We start from the raw sequence: 25,842 nt of genomic DNA, 5'->3' as shown, positions 1-25,842 counted from the left end.
CTTGCGGAGGACGGCATTCGTATCACCCTATTGCTCGACAGCATCGACCAATGCCTGGCCGGATCATATCAACGAGAGATTGCGATCGCCATCGTTCGCAACGGCCGGCAGGTGAAGATCGTCATTCCCCCGCCGGCCTCGCGCGAGCAATTACCGAATCCATCGCTCCTCAAACTGGTGGCACAGGCATTTGCCGCGCGGGCCGAAATCGACAAGGGTGGCAGCTTCACGGAGGTGGCTAGCCGCCTGGGCTGTGGGCGGGAGAATCTCGCCGACATGTTGCGTACCAGCTATCTCGCGCCGTCCATCATCCAGGCCATCATCGAGGGGCGCCAGCCAGCGAACCTCAGTCGCAAGCAACTCGTGCAGACGAACCGCATCCCGCTCGGCTGGGTTAGCAGGAAGCTTTGTTCGGGTTCAGCTGACCTCCCACCCGATCTGTGAATGCAAAAACACGGGGCCGATCGCCCCGTTTCTCGTTCGGCCTAGGAAAATCTCGGGACCACCATCTTGGCCTTCAGAGATATCGCGGCAGGGCGCGGCATATCCTCGGACGTTATGGGTCTCTGTTTGGGCCGACCTGAAAATCGGAAAGCTAAGCCGCCGAAAACGCGCCACAAATGCGGCGCCACGGCGCCGGTCTCCGGACCACGGGTATATAGGAGGAAGAGTGGTGCCGCTTAGGTGACTCGAACACCTGACCCCATCATTACGAATGATGTGCTCTACCGGCTGAGCTAAAGCGGCATAAACCCGGACTTGCCGCGCGTCCCTAGCGGAAGTGAATTCCAAAAGGAACCTCGCTTTTTGGTAGACCCCCGCATTACGAATGCGATGCTCTACCAACTGAGCTAAAGCGGCGTTGGGCGGGCAGATAACAGTGCTTTGAGCGAAGAACAAGCGGGCAATTGCCCTCGACCGCCCGCGTGGACGCGGCTCGCGTCTTTACGGCATGTTTACCATCGCCTGCCACTGTGAGTCCGCAAGGCAGCTTTCCGCTCAAGGACAATGCGATGGACACTCTGCGGGGGCACGACGGCCCCAGCGACAAGGATGATTTCGATCGTGCCGAAGAATCGGCGATCGAATCCCCGCCCGCCGTCGTGACCGATGAGCGCCGGCTCCAGGTGCGTGCCTATAGCTATTGGGCCTCGCTGCTGGGCGATCGCGCGCTCCCTTCGATCGAGGATCTGTCGACGGACCAGCTTGAGGAATTCGGACCGCGCAGCATATTGCTGGATTTCACCAAGGGCGCGGAAGACCCCGCCATCGTCTATCTGGGCGCCGATTTGCGGCAGGAATGCGGGATTGACGGGACGATCACCCGCATCGGGCAGGTGCCGGCGCGATCGCTGCTGTCGCGGATCACCGAACATTATCGCCCGATCCTCGCCAGTGCGGCGCCGATCGGATTCGAAGCCGATTTCATCAACCAGCGCGGCGCCGACATCCTGTATCGCGGCATTTTGATGCCCTTTTCCTCCGATGGCGATGCGATCGACTTCGTATTCGGCGTCATCAACTGGAAGGAACTGATCGGGCTGGACGAGATGGACGCGCTGGAGCAGGAGGTCGACGCGGCCCTGCAAAGCGCGCCCTCCGTCAGCACGGTCAGGCCGATCTGGGCGAAAATCCCGACACGGGCGGAAGCGCCCGTCGATGACGATCCGCCCGCTCCGCCCCCGCCCGCCCATGGCGCGCCGCTCGCCGACTGGCTGGCGCTGGCACAGGATGTCGCCGAACAGGCGCGCACGTCCGAAGCCCGCAGCCACGGCGCGCTGTATCGCGCAATCGGCATGGCCTATGATTTCGCCCTCGCGGCCCGTGACGCGCCGCAAGATTATGCGGAGTTGCTGAACCGCGCCGGGATCAGGGCGCAGGCGCGCAGCCCGATGACGGCGGTCGTCAAGCTCGTCTTCGGCTCGCAATATGACAAGACGCGGATCACCGAATATGCGACCGCGCTCGATCATGGCTGGGCGGCCGGCCTGGCCGCAGGGCTATTGGGCGATTATCTGGGCGACTATGTCGGCGGGCTGAAGGAACTGGTGCGTCACGAGCGCACCCTGCGCCGCAGCGAAACCCCGCCGAAAATGGACAGCCGCAGCAGTAGCTGCAACGCCATGAAAGCCGCGCCGGCGCTCGATCCGCTGGCCATCGCCACCGATGAGGATGGTCTGGCCGTCGTCGTCGCCCGGCGGGAGGCGGACGGATCGCTCGCGATCGTCGCCGCCCTGCCCGAAGGATCGGATCTGGGGCAGCGCGTCATGGCCGCCGCCGCCGCCCGCTGATCGCGCGATAGCAGGCACGGGGAAACCCGCCGCAGGTTCGCGCGTTCCCGTTCCCGGTCGAGGGCATGTTGCATCGCATCATTATTACAATAGCGCGAAACTATATTTCAACTTTCGGTTGAGCCGTCGCCTGGTCGCGCGCATATAAAGCGTCAGACAGGAAGGCGCATGGCGGCGATCCATGCTCCTCTCCGTTCTCGTACAGGCGGGCTGCGGGTCCGCCTTGAAAAGGTAGGCGCATGACGGCCCCGGTGACGACCAAGACGAACATTGCCGATCCCTCCGTCCGGCAGGCGCTGGAGGCGGCGCTGGCGCAGGGTGCGCTGCCGGGCGAAAGCGAGGGGTTCGATGCCGACGCGGTGACGCTCACCGCCGCCTTCATCGCCGGGGCGGCCGCCATGCGTACGCCCGCTCATCCGGCGATCGCGATCGAGACATCGGGCGAAGGCGCCACCGGCCGCTTCACGCGCATCGCCATCGTCAATGACGACATGCCCTTTCTGGTCGATTCGATCGGCAATGCGCTGGCGGCGATGGACATCACCATCTATCGACTGCTCCACCCTGTCCTGTCGGTCGCGCGCGATGCGGACGGCGCGCTGACCGCCATTCTGGAGGATGATGCGCCGGGCGCTCGCCGGGAATCGATCGTCTATATCGAGGCCGACCGCGTGGATGCGCGGACGCGGCGGGCGCTGGAAGCCTCGCTGCGCCAGACGCTGGCCGATGTCCGCGCCGCCGTGACCGACTGGCCCCGCATGCGCGAGGCGATGGCGGCGGACGCGGACGCCATCCCCGACGAGGAAGGCGCGGCGCTGCTGCGCTGGTTCCTCGCGCGCCACTTCACCCAGATCGGCCATGAGCGCCATCTGCGCGGCGGCCGGGTCGATCATCGGCTGGGCATCGGCACGGTGGAGAAGAAGCCGCTGCTCGCCCCGGCATCGATCGAGGCGGCCTTCACCTGGTTCGAGGAAGGCAAACGCACCCCCCTCGTGCTCAAGTCCAACCTGCTGTCGCGCGTCCACCGCCATGTCCTGATCGACCTTATCATCGTGCCTGTGCGGGATGGCAAGCAGGTCACGGCGCTGTCGGTGCATGCGGGCATGTGGACCAGCGCCGCGCTGGCCGCCACGCCCGACAAGGTGCCGTTGCTGCGGTCGGCGCTGTCATCGCTGATGGACAAGTTCGGCTTCGACCCCGGCGGTCATGCGGGCAAGACGCTGGCCCACGCGCTGACCGCCCTGCCCCATGACATATTGATCGGCTTCGACCGGGAAACGCTGGAGCGGCTCGCGCTCACTTTCATGTCGCTGACCGACCGGCCCCGTCCCAAGCTGGCGCTGGCCACCAGCGCGCTGGCGCGGCATCTCTACGCCTTCGTCTGGCTGCCCCGCGACGAACTGACCACCGCGCGCCGCGTGGCGGTGCAGGACATGCTGTCGGAAGCGGCCCACGGCCATGTGCTCAGCTGGTCGATCGCGCTGGAGGAAGGCGGCCTTGCCCTGCTGCGCTTCACGCTGGATCTGCGCGAAGGCGGCATCATCCCCGATGACGAGCCGCTCGACCGGCAGTTGAAGCAGATGGTGCGCGGCTGGCTCCCCTCGGTCGAGGAAGCGCTGGCCGAGACCGAGGAAGCAGGCCGGGCCGCCGCCCTGGCCCAGCGCTTCGCCCCCGGCTTTCCGATGGCCTATCGCAACGGCGCCGGCCCGGCCGAAGCGGCGATCGACATCCGCCGCCTGCATGGCCTGTCCGGTCCCGGCGACAAATCGATCCGCATCTACCGCAATGAAGAGGATAGTGCGGAACGGCTGCGGCTGAAACTCTACAGCCAGGACGTCGTCGCCCTGTCCGACGCGGTGCCCGCCTTTGAAAATTTCGGATTCCGCATCATCGACGAGATGACGACCCCGGTCGATGGTGGCGCGCTCGGCCATGTCCAGCGCTTCGTGCTGGAACTGCCGCCCGGTGGGGATGCGGAAGCCGTGATCGCCCGCGCCGATATCGTGACCGAAGCGATCGCCCAGGTGCTGGAAGGCGTGGCGGAAGACGACCGCTTCAACGAACTGGTCGTAACCGCCGGGATCGTGCCGCGCTCGGCGGTCCTGTTCCGCGCCCTGTTCCGCTATCTGCGCCAGACCGGCATGGCCTACAGCATGGCGACCTTCGCCGACACGCTGCGCCGCGAGCAGGAGATTGCGCGCCAGCTCGTCACATTGTTCGAGGCGCTGCACGACCCCAAAAGCCGGGCGGATGCACCCGCCCGCGTCGCACAGGCGCAGCAGGCGATCGACGCCGGTCTCGAAAAAGTCTCGGCGATCGATGAAGATCGCGTGCTGCGGCTGCTGCGGGCCGTCATCACCGCCACGCTGCGCACCAATTTCTTCAGCACTGCGGCTGCCGAAGCGCTCGCCTTCAAGCTGGACAGCGCGAAGGTGCCCGGCCTGCCCGCTCCCCTCCCCTGGCGCGAAATCTGGGTCTATTCGCCCCGCGTCGAGGGCATCCATCTGCGCGCAGGCCCGGTCGCGCGCGGCGGCCTGCGCTGGTCCGATCGCCGCGACGATTTCCGCACCGAGATATTGGGGCTGATGAAGGCGCAACGGGTCAAGAACGCCGTCATCGTGCCAACCGGAGCGAAGGGCGGCTTCTACCCCAAACAATTGCCCAGCCCGCAGGTCGATCGCGACGCCTGGATGGCGGAGGGCACCGAAAGCTATCGCATCTTCATCCGGTCGCTCCTGTCCGTCACTGACAATCTGGTGGACGGCAAGGTCATGCATCCCTCGGGCGTCGTCATCCATGACGGCGACGATCCCTATTTCGTCGTCGCCGCCGACAAGGGCACGGCGACCTTCAGCGACATCGCCAACGCCATCGCGCTGGAACGCCACTTCTGGCTGGGCGACGCCTTCGCCAGCGGCGGTTCGAACGGCTACGACCATAAGGCGATGGGCATCACCGCGCGCGGCGCGTGGATCAGCGTCCGGCGCCATTTCGCCGAACTGGGCGTCGATATCCAGATTGAGCCGGTCCGTGTCGTCGGCTGCGGCGACATGTCGGGCGACGTGTTCGGCAACGGCATGTTGCTCAGCAAGGCGATCCGGCTGGTCGCCGCGTTCGACCATCGCCACATCTTCCTCGATCCCGATCCCGACCCGGCGGCAAGCTGGGAAGAGCGCGCCCGCCTGTTCGCCCTGCCGCGCTCAAGCTGGGACGATTATGACAAGAGCCTGATTTCGCCCGGCGGCGGCGTGTTTCCCCGCGCGCTCAAAACCATTCCCCTGACCCCGCAGGTGCAGGCGATGCTGGGCGTCACCGACAGCGCGATGGAGCCTGCCGCGCTCATTTCGGCGATCCTCAAAAGCCCCGCCGACCTGCTGTGGTTCGGTGGCATCGGCACTTATGTCAAAGCGGCCGCGCAAAGCCATGGCGAGGTCGGCGATCCCGCCAACGACCGGCTGCGCGTCGATGCCGAACAGCTTGCGGTGCGGGTGGTTGGCGAAGGCGCCAATCTGGGCGTGACGCAGGCCGGGCGCATCGCCTTCGCGCTGCATGGCGGTCGCATCAATACCGACTTCATCGACAATTCGGCCGGGGTCGATTGTTCGGATAATGAGGTCAACATCAAGATCGCGCTCAACAAGGAAATGGCCGATGGCCGCCTCGGGCTGGAGGCGCGCAACCGGCTGCTGATCGACATGACCGATGCGGTGGCGGAAATCGTGCTGGAAGATAACCGCCTTCAGGCGCTGGGCCTCTCCATCGCCGAAAGCGGCGGCACGGCCGATCTCGCCAGCTATGTCCGCCTGATCGAGACGCTGGAGGAGGACGGCCATCTCGACCGGCAAGTGGAAGGGCTGGCGGCCAATGACCAGCTTTTGCGGCGCGGTCAGGAGGGGCAGAGCCTGACCCGGCCGGAACTCGCGATCCTGCTTTCGACCGCCAAGCTCGCCTTGCAGGATGCGATCGAACATGGCGGTCTCGCGGGCGACCCGAGCATGGCGGGCGAACTGGCCGCCGCCTTTCCGCCCGCGATGCGCGAAAGGGAGGCGGACGCCATCGCCGCCCATGCGCTGCGCGGCGAAATCATCGCCACCAAGGTTGCGAACCGCATCGTCAATCGCCTCGGCATCATCCATCCGTTCGAACTGGCGGAGGAAGAGGGCTGCTCGCTCGCCGACCTCGCCAGCGCCTTCCTGATCGCCGAGCGGCTCTATGATATCGGGCGGCTATGGGCCGACATCGATGAAGCGGACATGTCCGAAGCGGCGCGGCTGGCCTTGTTCAGCGACATTGCGGGCGGCATGCGCTCGCAAATCGCCGATATTTTGCGCAGCCTGCCCGCTGGCGCGCTGCCCGAAGCCGGTCATGCGATTTTGGCGAGCGGCGTCGCGAAACTCGCCGCAGAGGTCGAAGGGCTGCTCACCAGTGAGGCGACCCGCCGAACCGCCGCCGTGACCGACCGCCTGCTGGCGCTGGGCGCGCCGGAAACGCTCGTCCATCGCGCCGCCGATCTGTTCAAGCTGGACGGGGCGGTCGGCATCGCGGTGCTGGCCGGACGGCTGGGCATCGACGAGGTCGCCTTGACCCGCGCTTTCACCCATCTGGGCGAAGCGGTCGGCATCGACTGGGTACAATCGGCCGCCGCGCGCATGACGCCAAGCGATCCGTGGGAGCGGCTGCTCATCTCCGGCGTGGCGCGCGACATGCAGCAGGTGCGGCTGGAATTTCTGGCGCAGGGCGTGGGACAGAGCAATGGCAAGCGCGGCGCGAACGACATCGCCGCCCATGTCGATAGCTGGCTGGAGAGCAAGCAGGCGCGCGTCCGCCAGTTCCGCGCGCTGGTGCAGCGGGCCAAAACCGCCGCCGCGCCCAATGTCGCGATGCTCGCGGAAATCGCCGGGCAGGCGCGCGGGCTGCTCGGGCGGTAGGCGCGGCGCGTTACATTTAAATACAAATTTACGCGCGCGCCGGTTTGCAATTGCGAGTCGTTCGCGTTATTCGAGCGATCCCCGCCGCAGGAATCCCCCTCCCCATGCACGCCCCGGTCGCCGCCAAGCCGAAAAAGAAGAAAAAGGTCCCGACCTTCTGGCTCAAACAGCTCCATAGCTGGCATTGGATCAGTTCGGCGTTCAGTCTGATTGGCCTTTTGCTTTTTGCTTTTACCGGCATCACCCTCAACCACGCCGCCGATCTCGAAGGATCGCCGCAAACGGTATCCAAGTCGGCGACACTGCCCGCGCCGCTGCTGAAACTGATCGCGCCCGACAATGCGCCCGACACGAAAAAGCCGTTCCCCGCCCCCGTTTCCCGGTGGGTAGAGCAGGCGAGCGGGCAGCCGGCGGACGGCGTCGCGGAATGGTCCGCCGACGATGTTTATCTCGCCCTGCCCCGGCCCGGCGGCGATGGCTGGGTCTCGATCGACCGGCACAGCGGCGCGATGACGAGCGAGGCGACCAGCCGCGGCTGGATCAGCTATCTCAACGATCTGCACAAGGGCCGCAACACCGGCGGCGTGTGGCAATGGTTCATCGACATATTCGCCGTCGCCTGCTTCCTGTTCGCGCTGACCGGGCTGCTGCTGCTCCAGCTTCATGCCGCCAAGCGGCCAAGCACCTGGCCGCTCGTCGCCATCGGCCTCGCCATTCCGGCGATCCTCGCCCTCGTCTTCATTCATTAAAGGAAATCATTGCATGCAGACCGGCCAAAAATTCATGCTGGGCGGCGTTGTGCTGGGCGCGATCGCGACGCCCGCCGCAGCCGAAACGCTGACGGTCAATGTCGCCATCCCACGCCTGACCGTCGCCGAATATCACAAGCCCTATGTCGCGATCTGGCTGGAGAAAGAAGGCGCCGCACCGCGCACCCTTTCGGTCTGGTATGATTTCGACAAGGCGAAGGGCGAAGGCACGAAATGGCTGCGCGACGTGCGCCAGTGGTGGCGCGTGTCGGGGCGAACGATGAGCTTTCCCGCCGATGGCGTGACGGGCGCGACCCGCGCGCCGGGTGACCAGAAAATCAGCTTTATCACCGGCAAGGGCCCGCTCGGCGCGCTGACGCCCGGCAATTATACGCTCGTGGTGGAAGCCGCCCGCGAAGTCGGCGGGCGCGAACTCGTGCGCCTGCCCTTCGCATGGCCGGCCAAGCCGGGCGCGACAGTCAAGGCGCAGGGTAACGCTGAACTCGGGGCCGTAAGCCTCACCATCGGCAAATAACAAGGGGATAGTCATATGAAGGCCAGATATTTGATCGCAGCGGCGCTGGGCGCCCTCACCCTGGCGAGCGGCGCACAGGCGCACCGGCAGTGGATGCTGCCATCCTCCACCATCTTGTCGGGCACCGACGGCTGGGTGACGGTCGATGCCGCCGTCTCGAACGACCTCTTCTATTTCGATCACAATCCCATGGGCACCGACAATATCGTCGTGACCGAGCCGGACGGCGCGATCGGCAAGATCGAGAACGCCGCCAAAGGCCATTATCGATCGACCTTCGATGTCCACCTGACCAAGCCCGGCACCTATCGCATCGCATCGGTATCAAGCGGACTGATGGGTAGCTACTCGCTGAACGGCGAGGTCAAGCGCCTGCCGCGCGGCACGACCAAGGACACACTGGCAGCGGCGATCCCCGCTGGCGCGACCAACGTCCAGACCGCCGAAGCATCGAACCGGAACGAGATTTTCGTGACGCTCGGCGCGCCCACCACCACGATCTTCAAGCCGACCGGCGTCGGCATCGAACTGGCCCCCGTCACCCATCCCGATGACCTCGTGGCGGGTGAGGCCGCGACCTTCCAGTTTCTGCTGGACGGCAAGCCGGCCTCCGGCCTGAAGGTCACCGTCATCCCCGGCGGCAACCGCTATCGCGACGCGCTGGGTCAAATCGACCTCATCGCCGACAAAGATGGCAAGGTCGCGATCACCTGGCCGTCCGCCGGCATGTATTGGCTGAATGCAAGCTTGGGTGGCGGCCGCGAAGGCGGCGAAGGGGGGCCGGGCGGCGGACAAGGAATGGGCGGTGCGCAACGCGCCCCCGGTGCTACTCAGGGCGGCGACGGCGGGCCGCGCCCCGCTCCTTCAGGCCCACCACAACGTCGCGCCGGATACAGCGCGACTCTGGAAGTACTCGCGCCCTGAGCGAGCCGCTCCCCGCCGTCCGCATTGCGATTCCGCCGGGCCTGTCCCCCGACCAGTTCGACGGGATCGACCGGCGCGCGCGGATAACCGATCTGTCCGGGCCGACCATGGGAACGACATGGTCGGCCCGCATCGTCGATGCACCGGCGGATTGCGCTGGTGCGATTCACTCCGTCCTGGCGCAGATCATCGGCGAGATGAGCAATTGGGAGCCGGGGTCGGACGTCAGCCGTTTCAACCGGGCGCCGGTAGGCGGATGGGTCGCTCTACCCGACACGTTGCTGCATGTGCTGGGGGCCGGGCTGGACATCGCCCGGCAATCGGACGGGGCGTTCGATCCCGCGATCGGGCGGCTGGTGGATGATTGGGGTTTTGGCCCGTTGGAAAGCGCCGGACGCGCTCCTGCCACTTCATCACCCTCCCCGTGGCAATCGATCGACATCGAACCGGGGCGAGCGAGGCGACGGCGCGATGTTTTGCTCGACCTTTCCGGCATTGCCAAGGGTTTCGCCGTCGATGCGCTGGCCGGAGCGCTCGGGCAAATGGGCCTCAGGCATTTTATCGTGGAGATTGGCGGAGAGTTGCGCGGCTCGGGGGTGAAGCCCGACCTTCAGCCGTGGTGGGTCGATGTGGAAGCGCCGCCGGGCCTCGCCGTCCCTGCGTTGCGGGTCGCGCTGTACGGCCTGTCGATCGCGACATCCGGGGACTATCGCCGCTTCAGGATCGAGGACAACGCACGCCTGTCGCATAGTATCGACCCCACCACTGGCAGGCCGGTCGCCAATGACATCGCGTCCGTCACGGTACTGCATGACAGCGCGATGCTCGCTGATGCATGGGCCACCGCGATCACGGTCATGGGGCATGATCGCGGCATGGCGCTGGCAACGCGGCAAGGACTTGCCGTCCGGCTGGTGCGCCGCATGGACGACGAAGCGCAGGAATATATGACCCCTGCCCTCGCGGCGATGCTGGATTAGGCGATGGCCCTCATGCGTCGGCCCAACGGCGCAGCAGATTATGATAGACGCCGGTCAGCCGGATGACCGCGGCATCATCCTGCCCCAACTTCGCCGCCACCGCCTGAATGCTGCTATCGAGATCGAACAGCGTCTGGCGCGCCGCATCGTCCCGCACCATCGACTGGATCCAGAAGAAGCTGGCGACCCGCCGCCCCCGCGTCACCGGCTCGACACGATGCAGCGATGAAGAGGGATAGAGCACCGCATGTCCGGCGGGCAGCTTGACCTGCTGGACGCCGAAACTGGTTTCCACCGTCAGTTCACCACCATCATAGGCGTCGGGATCTTCGAGAAACACGGTCATCGAAAGGTCCGATCGCACCCGGAAGGTCGTGCCCTTCTGGATGCGGATCGCATTATCGACATGGGTGCCGAACGCCTGTCCGCCCGCATAGCTGTTGAACAGCGGCGGAAAGATGCGCTGCGGCAGGGCAGCGGCGATGAACAGCGGATTTTTTCCGACCGCGCCGAATACGATCTGCTGGGCCTGCCGCGCCGCTTCGCTGTCTTCGGGCAGTTGCAGGTTGCGCTTGGCGAGGGCGGACTGGTGGCCGGATGTGATGTTACCGTCGACCCACTCGGCGGCGTCGATGAGCGATCGGATGGCAACGACGTCGGCCGCGTCGAGGAGGTCGGGAATGGCGATCAGCATGGTAGCGGGCTTACGCTCTCAGCCCTTGAGGACGAAGGGGATTTCAACCACCCCCTTGACCATCACCGGCTGCCCATTCCGAATGATCGGCGACCAGCGCCATCCGCGCACCGCATCAAGCGCGGCATCGTCGAGCCGGGCAAAGCCGCTGCCGCGCGAAACCGAGATGCTCGCGACCCGTCCGTCCAGTCCGACGACCAGCGAAAGCAGCACGGTGCCCTGCTCGTGCTTACGCCGGCTTTCGACCGGATAGCGGGGCGGCTTGCCCGACAGCATCTGGGCGGAAATGTCGCCGGCCTGCACTGTGCTGGGCGCGGCAGGAGCGCTAGGCGCGGACGCGGGAGGCAAAGGCGCGGCGACGGCGATCTTCGCGGTCACAGGCGAAGGCTCCGGCGTGGTCATGACCGGCGGCGGTGCGAGGGGAGTCTGCACGATCGGCGGTGGTGCGACGATCTCCGGCCGGGCGGGCGGTGGTGGTACGTCTTCCGCAGGGGGCGGTGGGGGCGGCGTGAGATTCACGACCGTCAGCTTTTCTTCCTGGTGGCGGATATAATGGCTGCGCACCTGGATCATGGCGAAGATCGCGACCGCATGTACCAGAAGCACAAGGAGGATGGTGCCGATACTGACGGAGCGATGGGAACCGTAGCGGCCACTCGTCGGGGCCGGGGTCAGCGGCCGAATGACGGGGTCGGTAAGAGGCGAATCGAAGATGGCGTCCGCGCTGCTGGCGTCCTCTTCAAACCTGTCGGCCACTCTCAGCATGGTGCTGCACCCCCTTCGACATCGGCGTCGAGCACAAGCCCATAGCTTATGCCCTAATGCGAATCAATTGCACACATGCCGTGACCACAAATTGGTCGAACGGGCGGCGATCCGAGGAGGAGGCCCGCCGCCCGTTCGTGCCCCCGGCAAGGGACGAATGCCGGGGGAATACAGCGTTAGAAGCTATAGGCGAGTGTCAGCGTGGCCGACCGCGCTTCCCCCGGAGTCGCCCAGCCATTGTTGCGGATGCGGGTGTAATATTTTTCGTTGGTGAAGTTCTGGACGTTCACCTGCGCCGTCAGCCCATTGTTAAAGGCGTAGGATAGGAAGGCGCGATGGGTCAGATAATCCTTCGACCGATAGATCGGCGTCAGCGTGCTGGAAGGCACTGGCGTCGCGGCGGTCAGCGCGCTGTTATTGAGCGCGAACGACCCCTGATAGGTGAAGCCATAACCGACCTGAAGCCCGAACGGCAGCTGGTAGGTGGTGAACAGGCTGCCCGAATATTTGGGCGTGTTGTTCAGCTCGTTGCCTGCCTGCGGATCGGGGATGGCCGCCGAATTGCCGCAAGGGTTGGTGGACGCACCGCCCGGAGTCGCCGGCGGTTGGAGGCCGGGATTGGCGAGGCAATAGTCGGACACGCTCTGGATGACCTTGCTCTTCAGATAGGTGAAGTTGGAGAAGATCGTCCAGTTTTTCGTGATATTCCCGGTTGCGCCCAGTGCGATGCCGTCGACCCGCGAACGCCCGTCGAGCACCTGAATATCGGGCAGCCCCGGCTCGAACGGCGACACCCGGTAATTGGTGCGCTCGTTGCGGAAGAAGGCAGCGGTCAGTTGCAGGCGGCTGTCGACCAGATCCCATTTACCGCCAATCTCGTAATTCTTCGCGCCTTCCGGCGCCACGACGCAGTTGGCGTCCGTGCAGGCGCCGTTGACCGATGCCTTGGACGGCGTCTTGCTGTTGCCGAATGCGGCGTAGATGCTGGCGTTGGGCGCCGGCTTTACGACCACGCCGATGCGGTAAGAAAAGAGATTATCCTTGTTACGGAACGTCTTGCCTACCAGATGATCGCCACGCTGATAAGCGACACCCCGCGACAATATGCCATTGAAGGGCGCGACCGCGTCGGTCCGGTTATGGCCTTCGTTCTTCTCGTAGCGGACGCCGCCGTTGAGTTCGAGCCAGTCGGTCAGCTTGATCGCATCGAACAGATAGACCGCATAATTGGTCTGCTCGCCGACCGAATAGGATGTCTGGGTGAAATTATAGGGACCGGTATAGACGTTGGCGCTCGCCGGATCGGCGATATTGCCGAACGGCAGACGGCGCAACAGGGTCGAGCGATCATAAGGGTTGGTGCCGTCCGCATTGCGCAGGACGCCGCCACCCGTAAGATCGAATTTCTCCCAGGTCGCAGACGCGCCCAGAACAAGCGAATGTTCGATCCCGCCGGTGTTGAACGTCGCCTTCAGGTCGAGTTGGTTATAGGCGAGCTGATTGCGGGTATCACGGACATTGCCCTGCGGACCCGTCAGCAGATAGGAGCCGGTCGGGACCGGAATGGCCACCGCTGCGGGCGCGGCGAATGCGGTCGCGCTACCCGCCGACGCAGCGGACGTCGCCGTTGTGCAAGCCCCGCCCGTCGGCGTCAGCCCCGATGCGAGGCAGAATGTACCCTGCGGCGCGGTCGCGATCGTTGTCTGGCGGACATCCTGCCAGCGGGTCAGGTTGCGGATCGACACCTTGTCGCTGAAATCATGATCGAAGATCGCGGTGAAGGAATCGAGGTTGATCTTCTGGCTGTCGACGCCGCGCAGGCCGTAATAGCCCTTCCGGTCAAAGCCCTGCGGCACGCCGCCCGCGATGGCGTAATAAGGCACGCCATATTGCGGGATATTGTCATCTTCCTGATGCAGATAGGCGAAGGTCAGGCGCGTCGGGGAATCGATACCCAGCGTAAGCGAAGGCGCGATGCCCCAGCGCTTGAATTTCTCATAATCCCGGCCCGGCACGTCGTTGCGATGGAACATGCCGTTCAGTCGGAACGCCATGAAGTCATTGATCCGCTTGTTGGCGTCGACAGTGGCGCGATAATAGCCGTCCGTGCCGACGCCCGCATTGATGACGGTCAGGTCCTGCGCCTTGGGCAGTTTGGTCGCGAGATTGATATTGCCGCCGACCGAACCGGCGCCCGAAACCGCGCCGTTGGCGCCATTGAACACTTCGATCTGTTCCAGATTGAACGTGTCGGACCGGGTATATTGCGCGCTGTCGCGCACGCCATCGACGGTGATGTCGTTGTTCGCGCTGTAGCCGCGCAGGTTGATGCTGTCGCCATAGCCGCCGCCGCCTTCGCCCGCGCCGAAGGTGATGCCGGGGACCGTGGACAAGACGTCGCGCAGCGTCAGCAGGTTCTGCTTGGATATCGTCTGGTTGCCGATGACGGTGATCGTCTGCGGCGTGTCCAGCAGCGGGCGCACATATTTGGGCGACGCGGCCTTTTCGACCTTCACCGGCGATTCGTCGATTGCGGTGTCGGTCACGGTCATTCCGCCGAGCTTTTGCGCGGGCGCGTCGGTCTGTGCGTGGGCGGCGGCGCCCATCGCGAGCATGCTGACGCAGCTCAAGGCCAGGAATGATGAACCGTTGTTGGATTTGGACATGTGGCAGGAACCCCTTCGTTGCTGGGGCGCCTGCTATTGCGAATAGTTCTCAGAGTCAAACGCTATTGCAAAACATTCTTATTATTGCGGACGGTCGTGGCGCTCGAACAACCAGCAGCGAATGGCGCTGGCGAGGTTGGGCGAGGGGGAGAATTTCATGCGCTCGACATCGATTGCCGCGATCAGCGCATTGACCGGCAAGCCACGCTCGACCGCCGCCGCTCGCAACGCATCCCAGAATATAGGTTCGAGGCTGATCGCCGTCTGGTGCCCCGCGATGGTGACGCTGCGCTTGACCGGCGGGGCGAAAAGGGGCGACGCGCCGACTGGATCGCCGCCCTTTTCCATCAGTACATATGCTGCCCGCCGTTGATCGACAGGGTGCTGCCGGTCACGAAACCCGCCGCGTCGCTGCAAAAGAAAGCCACGCCGCGCGCGATTTCACAGGCATCGCCCAGCCGCCCGACCGGGATCTTGGCGACGATCTTTTCCAGCACCGGGGCCGGCACCGCCGCCACCATGTCGGTGTCGATATAGCCCGGCGCGATCGCGTTGACGGTGATGCCGAACTTCGCGCCTTCCTGCGCCAATGCTTTGGTAAAGCCGTGGATGCCCGATTTCGCCGCGGCATAATTGACCTGGCCATATTGGCCGGCCTGCCCGTTCACCGAACCGATATTGACGATCCGGCCCCAGCCGCGCTCGCGCATGCCGCCGAACGTCGCCTTCGACATGTTGAAACAGCCGCCCAGATTGATGCGCATGACGTCATTCCAGTCGTCAAAGCTCATTTTGGCCAGCACGCCATCGCGTGTGATGCCCGCATTATTGACGACGATGTCCACTGGACCGAGCGTTTCCGCCACTTGCGCGCAACCTTCGAGGCAGGCCTGATGATCGCCCACATCCCATTTGAAGGTCGTGATGCCGGTTTCCTGCGAGAAGGCCTGCGCCTTCTTCTCGTCGCCGGCATAGTTGGCAGCGACCTTATATCCCATATCCTGTAATGCCAGACTGATCGCCTTGCCAATACCGCGCGTTCCACCCGTAACGACAGCAACTTTGGTCATATCAGTCTCTCCTTTATCAATCAGTCAGCTCTCCATCATATCCATCCGGCCAGTTCTCGGCGGTTAAGAATCTGATACAGGTTGATAGCCTCGTCCGAGCCGTTCAAACAACTAAAATGGGCGAAAAACCGCCCTCCGGCGGCAATAAAATCTTCCTTGCCCCGGATCGCGATTTCTTCGAGCGTCTCCAGGCAGTCGGCAGCGAAACCGGGGGTCAGCACCGCCACGGCCCGCACGCCCTGCGCGGGTAGTTGTTTCAGCACGGTATCGGTTGCCGGCTCCAGCCATTTCGCCCGGCCAAAGCGCGACTGGAACGTCACGCGCACCTCCCGGTCGAGCGCGATGGAAAGCAGCCGCGCGGTTTCCAGCGCCTGATCGTGATAGGGATCGCCAAGTGTCCGCGTCCGCTCCGGCATGCCATGGAAGCTGGCGAGCAGCAGATCGGGTGCGAAATCGAGCGCATCGAGCTGGCGCCGGGTGGATGCGCGCAGCGCCTCGATATAGGCGGGGTCGGCATAATAGGGCGGCAGGCTGCGGATCGCGGGCTGCACGCGACGGCGCTGGAGCACCGCGAACACCGCGTCGAGCGCCGTCGCCGTCGTGGCGGCGCAATATTGCGGGTAGAGCGGCGCGACCAGCAGGCGGTCGCATCCCTGCGCCATCATCGCGTCGATCCGGCTTTCGATCGACGGATTGCCATAGCGCATCGCCCAATCCACCATCACATCCTCGCCCATGCGCGTACGCAGCCCGTCCGCGATGGCGCGCGTGAATACGGCCAGCGGCGAACCCTGGTCCGTCCAGACCTGCTGATAGGCATGGGCCGATTTGCGCGGCCGGGTGGGCAGGATCGCGCCACGCAGGATCGGTTGCCAGATGAGTTGCGGGATTTCCACGACACGCGGGTCGGACAGGAATTCGCGCAGATAGCGGCGGACCGCGCCCGCATCCGGCGCATCGGGCGTGCCGAGATTGATGAGGAGAATGCCGGTCTTGCCCATGATGCCGATCAATCCTGCGACAGCAGCGGTAGCCCGCGAAAACGTTGGCCCGTGACGCTGTATAGCGCGTTGGCGATGGCGGGCGCGACCAGCACCGCCGCGATTTCGCCGCCGCTGCCCGGCGCGGCGGTGCTGCGGATCAGTTCGACGGTAATGTCGCCGACATCGGCGAGGCGCGGGAGGCCCATCCGGCCCAGTATCGCGCGTGTCGGCAGGCCGCGCTCATAGGGGACAGAAGCGCCCATGGCGGCGGCCAGTCCATGGATGAGGCCGCTTTCGATCTGTTGCCGGGCGATATCGGGATTGACCGGATCGCCGCAATCGACCGCCGCGACGATGCGCCCGACGCTCAGCTTGCCGCCGCTCAGCCCGGCCTCCACCATCACTGCGCCGAATATGCCGTGCATGCTGTGCGCGGCGATGCCCTGCCCGCTGCCGGCGATGCCCCCCTGCCACCCGCCGATCGCGGCGGCGGTTGACAGGCAATGGGCGAGCCGGGGATTGCCGCCCAGCATCTGGATGCGGAAGGACATCGCCTCGATCCCGGCGAGATGGGCGAGTTCATCGACAAAGGATTCGGTGAAGAATGCGCCATACAGGTCGGCATTGCCGCGCGCGAAGCCCAGCGGCAGGCCGACATCGGCCGGATAATGATCCACCGCATAATGGGGTATGGCATAGGGCGGGGCCATGCCCGACACGGCGAGCCTGCTGGCCTTGTCCGCCGCATCTTCCGCCGCCTGGCGTGAGGAAGCGCCATGGGCGATGCGCGCCCAGGTCTGCGTCAGGGCGCAGGGGGCCGCGACCTTCGCCAGCCACCCTTCGATCCTGCCGTTCCGACCGATCTTGGCCGCCATCCGCGCGTGCGCCGGGGCGCGCGGCCGATCCTGAATCACATCTTCCAGTCGCGACCAGAGCAGTTGCACCGGCCGTCCCGCTTCGCGCGCGATAAGGGCGGCCTGCACTCCGGCCTCGAAATCCACCGCACGCCCATAAGAGCCGCCCGAATGGAGCGGATAGAGCGTGACCGCATCGGCAGGAAGGCCCAGCGCGTCGGCGATCGCGGCGCGGGCGAGGCCGGGGGACTGCGTCGCCATCCAGACTTCCGCGCCGTCCGCCGACACCCGCGCGGTCGCGCTCATCGGCTCCGGGGCGAGATGCAGTCCGGCGTCGGCCTGATATTCGCTGGCGAGGATCGTCGCGCCCTCGAACACGGGCGACAGATCGCCCTGCGCATAGAGCCTGCGCCCCGCCGTCCCTGAAAAAGCCGCTTCGAGCGCGGCGTCGATAGCCCCGCTATCGGCCGGCTTGCCCCGCACCGCAAAGACCGGGTCGGCAAGATCGAGCGCCTTGTTCGCGGCCCACCAGTTCGCGCCGACCACCGCCAGCCAGCGTTCGTTGCGCACCAGCCGGATGAAGCCCGCGACCGACTTCGCCGCCTTCTCATCGAAGCGCGCCAGCGTGGCGTCCGCGATCGGTCCCTGCCGGATCGACGCGAAGACCATGCCCGGCAAGCGGATATCGGCGGCAAAATTATGGCTGCCGTCGATTTTGGAGGGTGAATCGAGGCGCGGCAGATCTTCCCCCGCGAGCCGTCCGTCCGGCCCCTGCCGATACGGGAGGATGGCGGACAGGTCGAACCCAGCGGCCTCCCCGGCGACCTCGCCCAGCGTCAGCTTGCGCTTGCCGCCATCGCTGATGATGCCGTCTGTAATATCGCAGCTTTCCCACGGCACATCCCACCGCGCCGCCGCCGCCTTGCACAACAGCACCCGCGCCGCCGCGCCCGCATCGCGATAGGCGTCGCGAAACATGGGGACAGACGTGCCCGCGCCTGTCAGCATGAGTGCCTGCCGCGTCGCATATTGGTCCAGTGCCCAGTCGCCCGCCCCGCCCGCGACACGGGTCCAGTCGCTCGCCAGCCATTCGCGCGCCAGCAGCGTGTTGGCGTATAGGGGGCTGATCGGCGCGCTCTGCACCGCGACCGTGCGCCAGTCCGCGCCCAGCTCATCGGCCAATATTTGCGGCAAGAGCGTCGTGACGCCCTGCCCCATTTCGGTCTGGGGCACGATCACGATGATCGCACCCGTCCGGTCGATCTTGAGAAAGGCGTCGAACACCGTCTCGCCCGGCCCGGCGTTGAGGCGCGGCTGATAGCTGCGCGGCCATGCGGCCCAGGCCAGCAAAAGCCCGGCCGCCGCGCCGCCACCGACCAGCAGGGTCCGCCGATCGACGCCACCGCCCCCCTTTGCCTGCTTCCGCGAACTGCGCCCCATGGCCGACTGATAGGGGCGGGACCTGTGGCATGCAAAGGGTTAATCGGCGGCGACCGGCGTCAGGTCGAGCCGCCGGATCTCGATCGCCGGGCAATGATCCATCACCACCTTGAGGCCCGCCGCTTCCGCGCGCGCCGCCGCCGCCTCATTGATGACGCCAAGCTGCATCCACACCGCTTTCGCGCCGGCCGCGATCGCTTCGTCCACCGCCTCGCCAGCGGCGGCGCTGTTGCGGAAAATATCGACCATGTCGATCGGGACGCCGATGTCCGCCAGGCTCGCCCAGACGAACTCGCCATGGACATGCTCGCCCGCGATCTGCGGATTGACCGGCAGGACGCGATAGCCATGGTTCTGGAGCGTTTTCATCACGCCGAAACTCGGGCGATCGGGCCGGTCCGAAATGCCGACGAGCGCGATCGTGCGGGTTTCGTTCAGCAGATCGGCAATATCCTGCGCGGCGGTGAGCGGCATGGGCGGTCTCCTTTGTAGCAACCCGAGATGGGGAGGACGCCGCCGGGTGCAAGTCGTTCCGCTATGATGCGTCGAGCCAGTCCACCACCTTGCCCGCGATCGCGGCGAAGGTCGCCGCATATACGCCCTCGCCCGCCGCCGGGGGATCGCCCGCGTCCGACGCGCGGCGGATGTCGATGGCGAGCGGAATGCGGCCGAGGAAGGCCATGCCCATCTGGGCCGCCGCCGCTTGCGCCCCGCCCTGTCCGAACGGATCGGAGATTTCGCCGCAATGGGGGCAGGCATAGCCCGCCATATTTTCAACCAGCCCGATCATCGGCACCTGCGCCTGTTCGAACAGGCTGACCGCGCGGGTCGCATCGATCAGCGCCAGATCCTGCGGCGTCGATACGATCAGCGCGCCGGCGGGCTTGTGTTTCTGGATCATCGAGAGCTGAACGTCGCCGGTGCCGGGGGGCATGTCTACGATCAGGATTTCGGTCTCGCCCCAATCGGCGTCTATCAACTGGCCGAGCGCGTTGCCCGCCATCGGCCCGCGCCAGGCCAGCGCCTTGCCCGGCTCGACCAGATGGCCCATCGACAGCATCGGCACGCCGAACGGGCTATCCACCGGGATCAGCTTCTTGTCGCGCGCCTGCGGCTTGCGATCCTCGCTGGCCATCAGTTTCGCTTGCGAGGGACCATAGATATCGGCGTCCACCAGCCCGACACGATGGCCCAGCCGCGCCAGTGCAACCGCGAGGTTGGCCGACAGGGTGGACTTGCCGACCCCGCCCTTGCCTGACGCGACGGCGATGATTTTCAGCGGCTTGCGTTCGGCGGTGAAGGCGATGCGGACGTCGGTGACGCCCGGTACGGTCAGCGCGCCTTCGCGGATCGCGGCGGCCACCGCATCGCGCCGTTCGGGCGGCAGGCCACCCACATCGAGCGCGAGCGTCATGATCCCGTCCTTGACGCGCGGCGTGCTGGCGCGACCGTCGGTCAGGCTTTTGAGGCGGGCGGCGAAAGTCTCAACATCGGTCATCGGCAGGCGCTTTAGGCAAGTTTCGGTGCGATGGGCACTGTTTTTCGTGAGCCGCCCTTCCTATACAGACCGGATGAAGAGAATTTTCGGGTGGATGCCAGGCATCTTAAGCGGTTGGACAAGCGCCATGGCTCAAGGCCCCTGGGGCGGCAAGAATGACGGGCCGGGCGGCAGTGGCGATGGGAAGCCCGGCGATGGCGGCCCGCGCAATCCCTGGACCCAGCCGGGCCGCGCCGCGGGGCAAAAGAGCGCGTCGGCGATCGAGGAATTGCTACGCCGCAGCCGGGAAAGCTTCGGCGGCAATGGCGGCGGCTTTGGCGGACTGCCGCAGCGGCCCGACGGCCGTGCGCTATGGCCGATCGGCGCCGCCATCCTGGTGATCCTGTGGCTGGCGCTCACCTGTTTCCACCGCGTCGGCCCGCAGGAGCGTGGCGTCGTGACCATGCTCGGCAGCTACAGCCGCACGCTTTCGCCGGGCATCAGCCTGACCCTTCCCGCGCCGTTCGAGTCCGTCAAAACGGTAGATGTCGAGGAAATTCGCACGATCGACGTCGGATCGGCCAGCGCGGAGAGCGAAAATCTGGTGCTGACCGGCGACCAGAACATCATCGACCTCGCCTATTCGGTGCGCTGGAACATCCGCAGCCCCGAACTCTACCTGTTCCAGCTCGCCGATCCCGACGCGTCGATTCGCGAAGTGGCGGAAAGCGCGATGCGCTCCGTCGTCGCCAGTGTCAGCCTGGACGACGCACTGGGCGCGGGTCGCACCGAGATCGAGCAGCAGGTCGAACAGCGGATGCAGGAAATCCTCGACGGCTACAAATCGGGCATCCGGGTGCAGGGCGTCGCCATCAAGCAGGCCGATCCGCCGACCGCCGTCAACGACGCGTTCAAGGCGGTGTCGGCGGCGCAGCAGACGGCGCAGACCTATCTCAACGAAGCGCGCGCCGCCGCCCAGCAGGTGACGGCCAAGGCGCAGGGCGAGGCCGCTTCGTTCGACAAGGTGTATGAGCAGTATAAGCTGTCGCCCGAAGTCACCCGCCGCCGCATGTATTACGAGACCATGGAGGGCGTATTGTCCAACGTCGACAAGACGATCGTCGAAAGCGGCAGCGTGACGCCCTATCTGCCGCTGCCCGAACTCAAGCGGCGCGCGCAGCCGCAGGCGGGCGCTTCCGCCTCGCCCACCACCACCGGGGAGGCTCAGCAATGACGCCGTTGCTGCGCCATCCCGTCGCACTCGCGCTGATCGCCATCGCGCTGCTGATCCTGGTCGGCAGCACGGTCGCGGTCGTCCCCGAAACCCGGCAGGGCGTGATCGTCCGCTTCGGCGATCCCAAGAAGATCATCAACCGCTATCGCCCGAACGAGAGTTTCGGCAAGACCGGCGCAGGGGTCATCCTGCGCTGGCCGTTCATCGATCAGGTGGTGTGGATCGACAAGCGGGTCCTGTCGGTGGAAATGGAGCGCCAGCAGGTGCTTTCGACCGACCAGCTACGCTTGCAGGTCGATGCCTTCGCGCGGTATCGCATCGTCGATCCGCTGCGCATGTATATCGCGGCGGGCAGCGAGGAACGCGTGTCCGAGGCCTTGCGCCCGATCCTGGGGTCGGCGCTGCGCAACGAGCTGGGCAAGCGGCCGTTCGCCGCGCTGCTCAGCCCCGAGCGCGGACAAGTGATGCAGAATATCGAAGCGGGCCTCGACCGTGTCGCCCGCCAATATGGTGCGGAAATCGTCGACGTGCGGATCAAGCGCGCCGACCTGCCCGATGGCACCCCGCTCGAAAGCGCCTTCACCCGCATGCGCACCGCGCGCGAGCAGGAAGCGCTCACCATCCGCGCGCAGGGCGCGAAGCAGGCGCAGATCATCAGGGCGGAGGCGGACGCGAATGCGGCCCGCATCTATGCGGAAAGCTATGGCAAGGACCCGCAATTCTACGATTTCTATCGTGCGATGCAGTCCTATCGCTACACCTTCTCGCCCGAGCGGCAGGGGCAGTCAAACATGATCCTGTCGAAGGACAACGAGTTCCTGCGCCAGTTTCAGGGGCGGTAAAGGAGCCAGCGAAAATTCATTACGGAACCAGCGTCATTCAAAATGGGTTCAGACAAGGCGGCGCATCCAAACTCAGCCCGAAACTCAACCCTGAGTCCCGCTTTTCCGCTCCCCAAGTTTCATGAGAGGACCGTCACGAGTGCGTTACGCTTATGCCATCACCGGCGCCCTGCTGCTCGGCGGCACCGCCATCGCCGTCACCACCAGCTCCAATGTCGGCGCCCAGACGGCGCAGAATGAGGGGATGCAGGCCGCTGCGCCCAATGGCGCGCCCGTCAGTTTCGCCGACATGGTGGAGAAACTTCAACCCGCCGTGGTCAATATCTCGACCAAACAGCGGGTGACGGTGCAAAATCCGTTCGCGGGCACGCCCTTTGGCGACCTGTTCGGCCAGCAGGGCGGCGGCAAGCCCCAGACGCGGCAGGCGCAGTCGCTGGGATCGGGCTTCATCATTTCGGCGGACGGCTATATCGTCACCAACAATCATGTCGTGTCGGCAGGCGCGGAAGGCGCGAGCGTCGACAGCATCACGGTGACGCTCACCAATCGCGAGGAATATCCCGCCAAGCTGGTGGGCCGCGACGCAGCCACCGACCTCGCGGTGCTGAAAATCCAGTCGACCAAGCCCCTGCCCTTCGTCAAATTCGGTGACAGCACGCGCGCGCGCGTCGGCGACTGGGTGGTCGCGATCGGCAATCCCTATGCCCTGTCGGGCACGGTGACGGCGGGCATCATCTCGGCGGTCCATCGCGCGACCGGCGGTACATATGACAAGTTCATCCAGACCGACGCATCGATCAATCAGGGCAATAGCGGTGGCCCGATGTTCGACATGCGCGGCAATGTGATCGGCATCAACAGCCAGATATTGTCGCCGTCGGGCGGCAATGTCGGCATCGGCTTCGCCATTCCCGCAGAACAGGCGGTGCCCGTGATCGACACGCTGCGCAAGGGCGAGAAGGTCAAGCGCGGCTATCTCGGCATCCAAATCAGTCCGCTTGGCGACGACTTGGCCGACTCGCTCGGCCTCGCCAAGAATCGCGGCGAATTCGTGCAGGGCGTGGAACCGGGCAAGGGCGCGGACAAGGCGGGGATCAAGCCCGGCGACGTCATCGTCAGCGTCAGCGGCAAGGAAGTGACGCCCGACGAGAATCTCTCGTCCATCGTCGCCAGCCAGCCGATCGGATCGCGCGTGCCGATCATCCTGATCCGTGGCGGCCAGCGCCAGACCGTGACCGCGATCGTCGGCGAGCGCCCGTCCGAGGACGAACTGACCAGCTTCGCGCCGTCGCAGGACGATGATTTCAACCAGCAGCAGGATGATCCGTCGAAGGGCGGACAGGCGACGCAGCAGTCGATCGGCATTTCCGCCATTCCGCTGACGCCCGCCATCATCCGCCAGCTCGGCATTGCCGCCGATACGCGCGGCGTCGTCATTACGGCGGTGGATTCGTCGACCGACGCTGGCGCGAAGGGCCTTCGCCGCGGCGATGTCATCATCAGTGCGAACAACCGTCCGGTCGCAACCCAGGCGGATCTGGATGCGGCGGTCAAGGCGGTGGCGGCGCAGGGCCGCAACGCCGTCCTGCTTCAGGTGCTGCGGCGCGGCCAGCCTATCACTTTCCTGCCGGTGCGCCTGCGCGATAAGTAAAGCGCAGCTTTCGTCCGGCCGGGGCATCTTGGTATTCTGTCATTCCCGCGAAGGCGGGGATGACAGAGCGAGGGGGGATTATATGAGCGACGGCATTTTCATCGGCCTTGGCGATCCCGAAAAAAACGGCGGCGTTCCGCAATATCTGAACCTGCGGCGGGCCAATCGCCATGGCCTGATCGCGGGCGCGACCGGCACCGGCAAGACGGTGACGCTCCAGGGCATTGCCGAAAGCTTTTCGGCGCTGGGCGTGCCGGTGTTCCTCGCCGACGTGAAGGGCGATCTGGCCGGCGCGGCGATGGCCGGTTCGCCCACCGCCAAAAATGCCGACAAGCTGGTGGCCCGCGCGAAAGAGGTGGGCCTCGAAAATTACAGCTATTCCGATAATCCCGCGATCTTCTGGGACCTGTATGGCGAACAGGGCCACCCGATCCGCACCACCGTCAGCGAGATGGGGCCGCTGCTGCTCGCCCGGCTGATGGGCCTGAATGAAACGCAGGAAGGCGTGCTGACGATCGCCTTCAAATATGCCGATGAGGAAGGGCTGCTGCTGCTCGACCTCGGCGATTTGCAGGCGATGCTGGCCTATTGCGCGGAAAATGCCGATGCGCTTTCGGCGCGCTATGGCAATGTGACGAAGGCCAGCGTCGGCGCGATCCAGCGCCAGTTGCTGCAACTCGACAGCCAGGGCGGCGCGCATTTCTTTGGCGAACCGGCGCTCGATATCCACGACTTTCTGAAGGTGGACGAGAAAGGGCGCGGCTATCTCAATATCCTCGCCGCCGACAAGCTGATGCAAAGCCCCAAGCTGTACGCGACCTTCCTGCTGTGGCTGTTGTCCGAACTGTTCCAGACGCTGCCGGAAGTCGGCGACCCGGAAAAGCCGGTGCTCGTCTTTTTCTTCGACGAAGCCCATCTGCTGTTCGACGATGTGCCGCCCGCCTTGCAGGACAAGATCGAACAGGTCGTCCGCCTGATCCGCTCCAAGGGCGTCGGCGTCTATTTCGTGACGCAAAATCCGATCGATGTGCCGCAGGAAGTGGCGGGCCAGCTTGGCAACCGGGTCCAGCACGCCCTGCGCGCCTTCACCCCGCGCGACCAGAAAGCGATCAAGGCGGCCGCCGACACGTTCCGCATCAATCCCGATCTCGACGTCGAAACCGCGATTACCGAACTCAAGACGGGCGAGGCGCTGGTTTCGCTGCTGGCGGAGGATGGATCGCCCGATATCGTCGAGCGCACGCTGATCGCCCCGCCCCGCTCCCGCCTCGGCCCGCTCGACGCGAAGGAGCGCGCGATCATCCAGTCGATCTCGCCCTGCGCCGGCAAATATGACCTGGCCGTGGATCGGGAATCCGCCGAAGAGATATTGGCGGCGCGGGGCAATGCCGCCGCCGCCGCGGCTCAGGCCGCAAAGGCGAAGGATGAGGCAGACAAAGCCACCGCGCAGCAGGCCAAGGTCGAGGCCAAGGCACAGGAAGCGGCGCTGAAGGAAAAGGCGCGCGCCGACGCCACCGCCGCGCGCGAAGCGGCAAAGCCCAGCGCGCTGGACCGGGCGGTCCAGTCAGCGACTCGCGCCGCCGGATCGTCGGTCGGCCGGCAGGTGGCGAACGAACTAGGCCGCGCGGTGTTCGGCGGATCGAGCCGCAGATCCTCCTCGGGCGGCATTGCCGGTCAATTGGTGCGCGGGATATTGGGCAGCCTGTTCAAATAAGGCGGCGGCCTCGACTTCCCGGCGCTGGGGGAGCAGAAGAGGCGG

The 25,842-nt window shown here is 65.4% G+C and carries 20 protein-coding genes and 1 tRNA gene; 11 read left to right on the top strand and 10 right to left on the bottom strand.

Annotated elements, in window-relative coordinates; genetic code table 11:
* Nucleotides 1-30: 30 nt before the first annotated feature.
* Nucleotides 31-444: a hypothetical protein gene (locus ACODSN_RS09255; RefSeq protein WP_489054830.1), complete on the top strand. Its 414-nt coding sequence runs from the start codon at nucleotides 31-33 to the stop codon at nucleotides 442-444.
* A 227-nt stretch (nucleotides 445-671) separates the two neighbouring features.
* Here the strand turns inward: ACODSN_RS09255 and ACODSN_RS09250 are convergent.
* A tRNA-Thr gene (locus ACODSN_RS09250) sits at nucleotides 672-747 on the bottom strand.
* 266 nt (nucleotides 748-1,013) lie between these two features.
* On the opposite strand from ACODSN_RS09250, the gene ACODSN_RS09245 reads away from it, so the two are divergent.
* The 6 genes from ACODSN_RS09245 to ACODSN_RS09220 all read left to right on the top strand — a co-directional run bounded on the left by ACODSN_RS09245 (nucleotide 1,014) and on the right by ACODSN_RS09220 (nucleotide 10,407).
* Nucleotides 1,014-2,291: a PAS domain-containing protein gene (locus ACODSN_RS09245; RefSeq protein ID WP_489054829.1), complete on the top strand. Its 1,278-nt coding sequence runs from the start codon at nucleotides 1,014-1,016 to the stop codon at nucleotides 2,289-2,291.
* Nucleotides 2,292-2,530: 239 nt separating this feature from the next.
* Nucleotides 2,531-7,219 carry an NAD-glutamate dehydrogenase gene (locus ACODSN_RS09240; RefSeq protein ID WP_489054828.1) on the top strand — a complete coding sequence of 1,563 codons (4,689 nt, stop codon included), beginning with the start codon at nucleotides 2,531-2,533 and terminating at the stop codon, nucleotides 7,217-7,219.
* A gap of 104 nt (nucleotides 7,220-7,323) precedes the next feature.
* On the top strand, nucleotides 7,324-7,968 hold the full coding sequence (locus ACODSN_RS09235; protein WP_489054826.1) for a PepSY-associated TM helix domain-containing protein: 645 nt from the start codon (nucleotides 7,324-7,326) through the stop codon (nucleotides 7,966-7,968).
* 13 nt (nucleotides 7,969-7,981) lie between these two features.
* Nucleotides 7,982-8,503, top strand: a complete 522-nt coding sequence (locus ACODSN_RS09230) for a DUF2271 domain-containing protein (protein WP_489054824.1) — start codon at nucleotides 7,982-7,984, stop codon at nucleotides 8,501-8,503.
* 15 nt (nucleotides 8,504-8,518) lie between these two features.
* The gene (locus tag ACODSN_RS09225) at nucleotides 8,519-9,427 is read left to right on the top strand and encodes a DUF4198 domain-containing protein (protein WP_489054823.1); all 909 of its coding nucleotides are present in this window, start codon (nucleotides 8,519-8,521) and stop codon (nucleotides 9,425-9,427) included.
* A 107-nt stretch (nucleotides 9,428-9,534) separates the two neighbouring features.
* Entirely contained in the window at nucleotides 9,535-10,407 is an 873-nt protein-coding gene (locus ACODSN_RS09220; RefSeq protein ID WP_489054822.1) for an FAD:protein FMN transferase, read from the top strand.
* A 10-nt stretch (nucleotides 10,408-10,417) separates the two neighbouring features.
* Here ACODSN_RS09220 and ACODSN_RS09215 read toward each other — a convergent pair whose 3' ends face one another.
* The 9 genes from ACODSN_RS09215 to ACODSN_RS09175 all read right to left on the bottom strand — a co-directional run bounded on the left by ACODSN_RS09215 (nucleotide 10,418) and on the right by ACODSN_RS09175 (nucleotide 20,377).
* Nucleotides 10,418-11,101 carry a Fe2+-dependent dioxygenase gene (locus tag ACODSN_RS09215; protein WP_489054820.1) on the bottom strand — a complete coding sequence of 228 codons (684 nt, stop codon included), beginning with the start codon at nucleotides 11,099-11,101 and terminating at the stop codon, nucleotides 10,418-10,420.
* Nucleotides 11,102-11,119: 18 nt separating this feature from the next.
* Entirely contained in the window at nucleotides 11,120-11,866 is a 747-nt protein-coding gene (locus ACODSN_RS09210; protein WP_489054818.1) for an energy transducer TonB, read from the bottom strand.
* A 176-nt stretch (nucleotides 11,867-12,042) separates the two neighbouring features.
* Nucleotides 12,043-14,532 carry a TonB-dependent receptor gene (locus ACODSN_RS09205; RefSeq protein WP_489054816.1) on the bottom strand — a complete coding sequence of 830 codons (2,490 nt, stop codon included), beginning with the start codon at nucleotides 14,530-14,532 and terminating at the stop codon, nucleotides 12,043-12,045.
* 81 nt (nucleotides 14,533-14,613) lie between these two features.
* Nucleotides 14,614-14,880 carry a ribbon-helix-helix domain-containing protein gene (locus ACODSN_RS09200; RefSeq protein ID WP_489054815.1) on the bottom strand — a complete coding sequence of 89 codons (267 nt, stop codon included), beginning with the start codon at nucleotides 14,878-14,880 and terminating at the stop codon, nucleotides 14,614-14,616.
* The gene (gene phbB, locus ACODSN_RS09195) at nucleotides 14,880-15,602 is read right to left on the bottom strand and encodes an acetoacetyl-CoA reductase (protein ID WP_489054813.1); all 723 of its coding nucleotides are present in this window, start codon (nucleotides 15,600-15,602) and stop codon (nucleotides 14,880-14,882) included. The genes ACODSN_RS09200 and phbB overlap by 1 nt, the downstream gene beginning before the upstream one ends.
* Before the next feature lie 35 nt (nucleotides 15,603-15,637).
* Nucleotides 15,638-16,603: a ferrochelatase gene (hemH, locus tag ACODSN_RS09190; protein WP_489054812.1), complete on the bottom strand. Its 966-nt coding sequence runs from the start codon at nucleotides 16,601-16,603 to the stop codon at nucleotides 15,638-15,640.
* Between the two features lie 8 nt (nucleotides 16,604-16,611).
* Nucleotides 16,612-18,879 (bottom strand): xanthine dehydrogenase family protein molybdopterin-binding subunit, encoded by a 2,268-nt coding sequence (locus tag ACODSN_RS09185; protein WP_489054811.1) that lies wholly within the window; start codon nucleotides 18,877-18,879, stop codon nucleotides 16,612-16,614.
* 39 nt (nucleotides 18,880-18,918) lie between these two features.
* Entirely contained in the window at nucleotides 18,919-19,353 is a 435-nt protein-coding gene (locus ACODSN_RS09180) for a CoA-binding protein (RefSeq protein ID WP_489054810.1), read from the bottom strand.
* Between the two features lie 61 nt (nucleotides 19,354-19,414).
* Nucleotides 19,415-20,377 (bottom strand): Mrp/NBP35 family ATP-binding protein, encoded by a 963-nt coding sequence (locus ACODSN_RS09175; RefSeq protein WP_489054809.1) that lies wholly within the window; start codon nucleotides 20,375-20,377, stop codon nucleotides 19,415-19,417.
* Between the two features lie 73 nt (nucleotides 20,378-20,450).
* On the opposite strand from ACODSN_RS09175, the gene hflK reads away from it, so the two are divergent.
* From hflK to ACODSN_RS09155, 4 genes are all read left to right on the top strand, one after another.
* Complete coding sequence (hflK, locus tag ACODSN_RS09170) at nucleotides 20,451-21,590, top strand: FtsH protease activity modulator HflK (protein WP_489054807.1); 1,140 nt, start codon at nucleotides 20,451-20,453, stop codon at nucleotides 21,588-21,590.
* On the top strand, nucleotides 21,587-22,432 hold the full coding sequence (gene hflC, locus ACODSN_RS09165) for a protease modulator HflC (protein WP_489054805.1): 846 nt from the start codon (nucleotides 21,587-21,589) through the stop codon (nucleotides 22,430-22,432). Before hflK ends, hflC begins: the two co-directional genes overlap by 4 nt.
* A 139-nt stretch (nucleotides 22,433-22,571) precedes the next feature.
* Nucleotides 22,572-24,083: a Do family serine endopeptidase gene (locus tag ACODSN_RS09160; protein ID WP_489054803.1), complete on the top strand. Its 1,512-nt coding sequence runs from the start codon at nucleotides 22,572-22,574 to the stop codon at nucleotides 24,081-24,083.
* 82 nt (nucleotides 24,084-24,165) lie between these two features.
* Complete coding sequence (locus tag ACODSN_RS09155) at nucleotides 24,166-25,797, top strand: helicase HerA-like domain-containing protein (protein ID WP_489054802.1); 1,632 nt, start codon at nucleotides 24,166-24,168, stop codon at nucleotides 25,795-25,797.
* The last annotated feature ends 45 nt before the right edge of the window (nucleotides 25,798-25,842 follow it).

The sequence above is a fragment of the Sphingobium sp. FG11 genome (assembly GCF_057809915.1).
The sequence above is the reverse complement of the archived record's forward strand: the minus strand, read 5'-3'. Positions and strand labels throughout refer to the sequence as shown.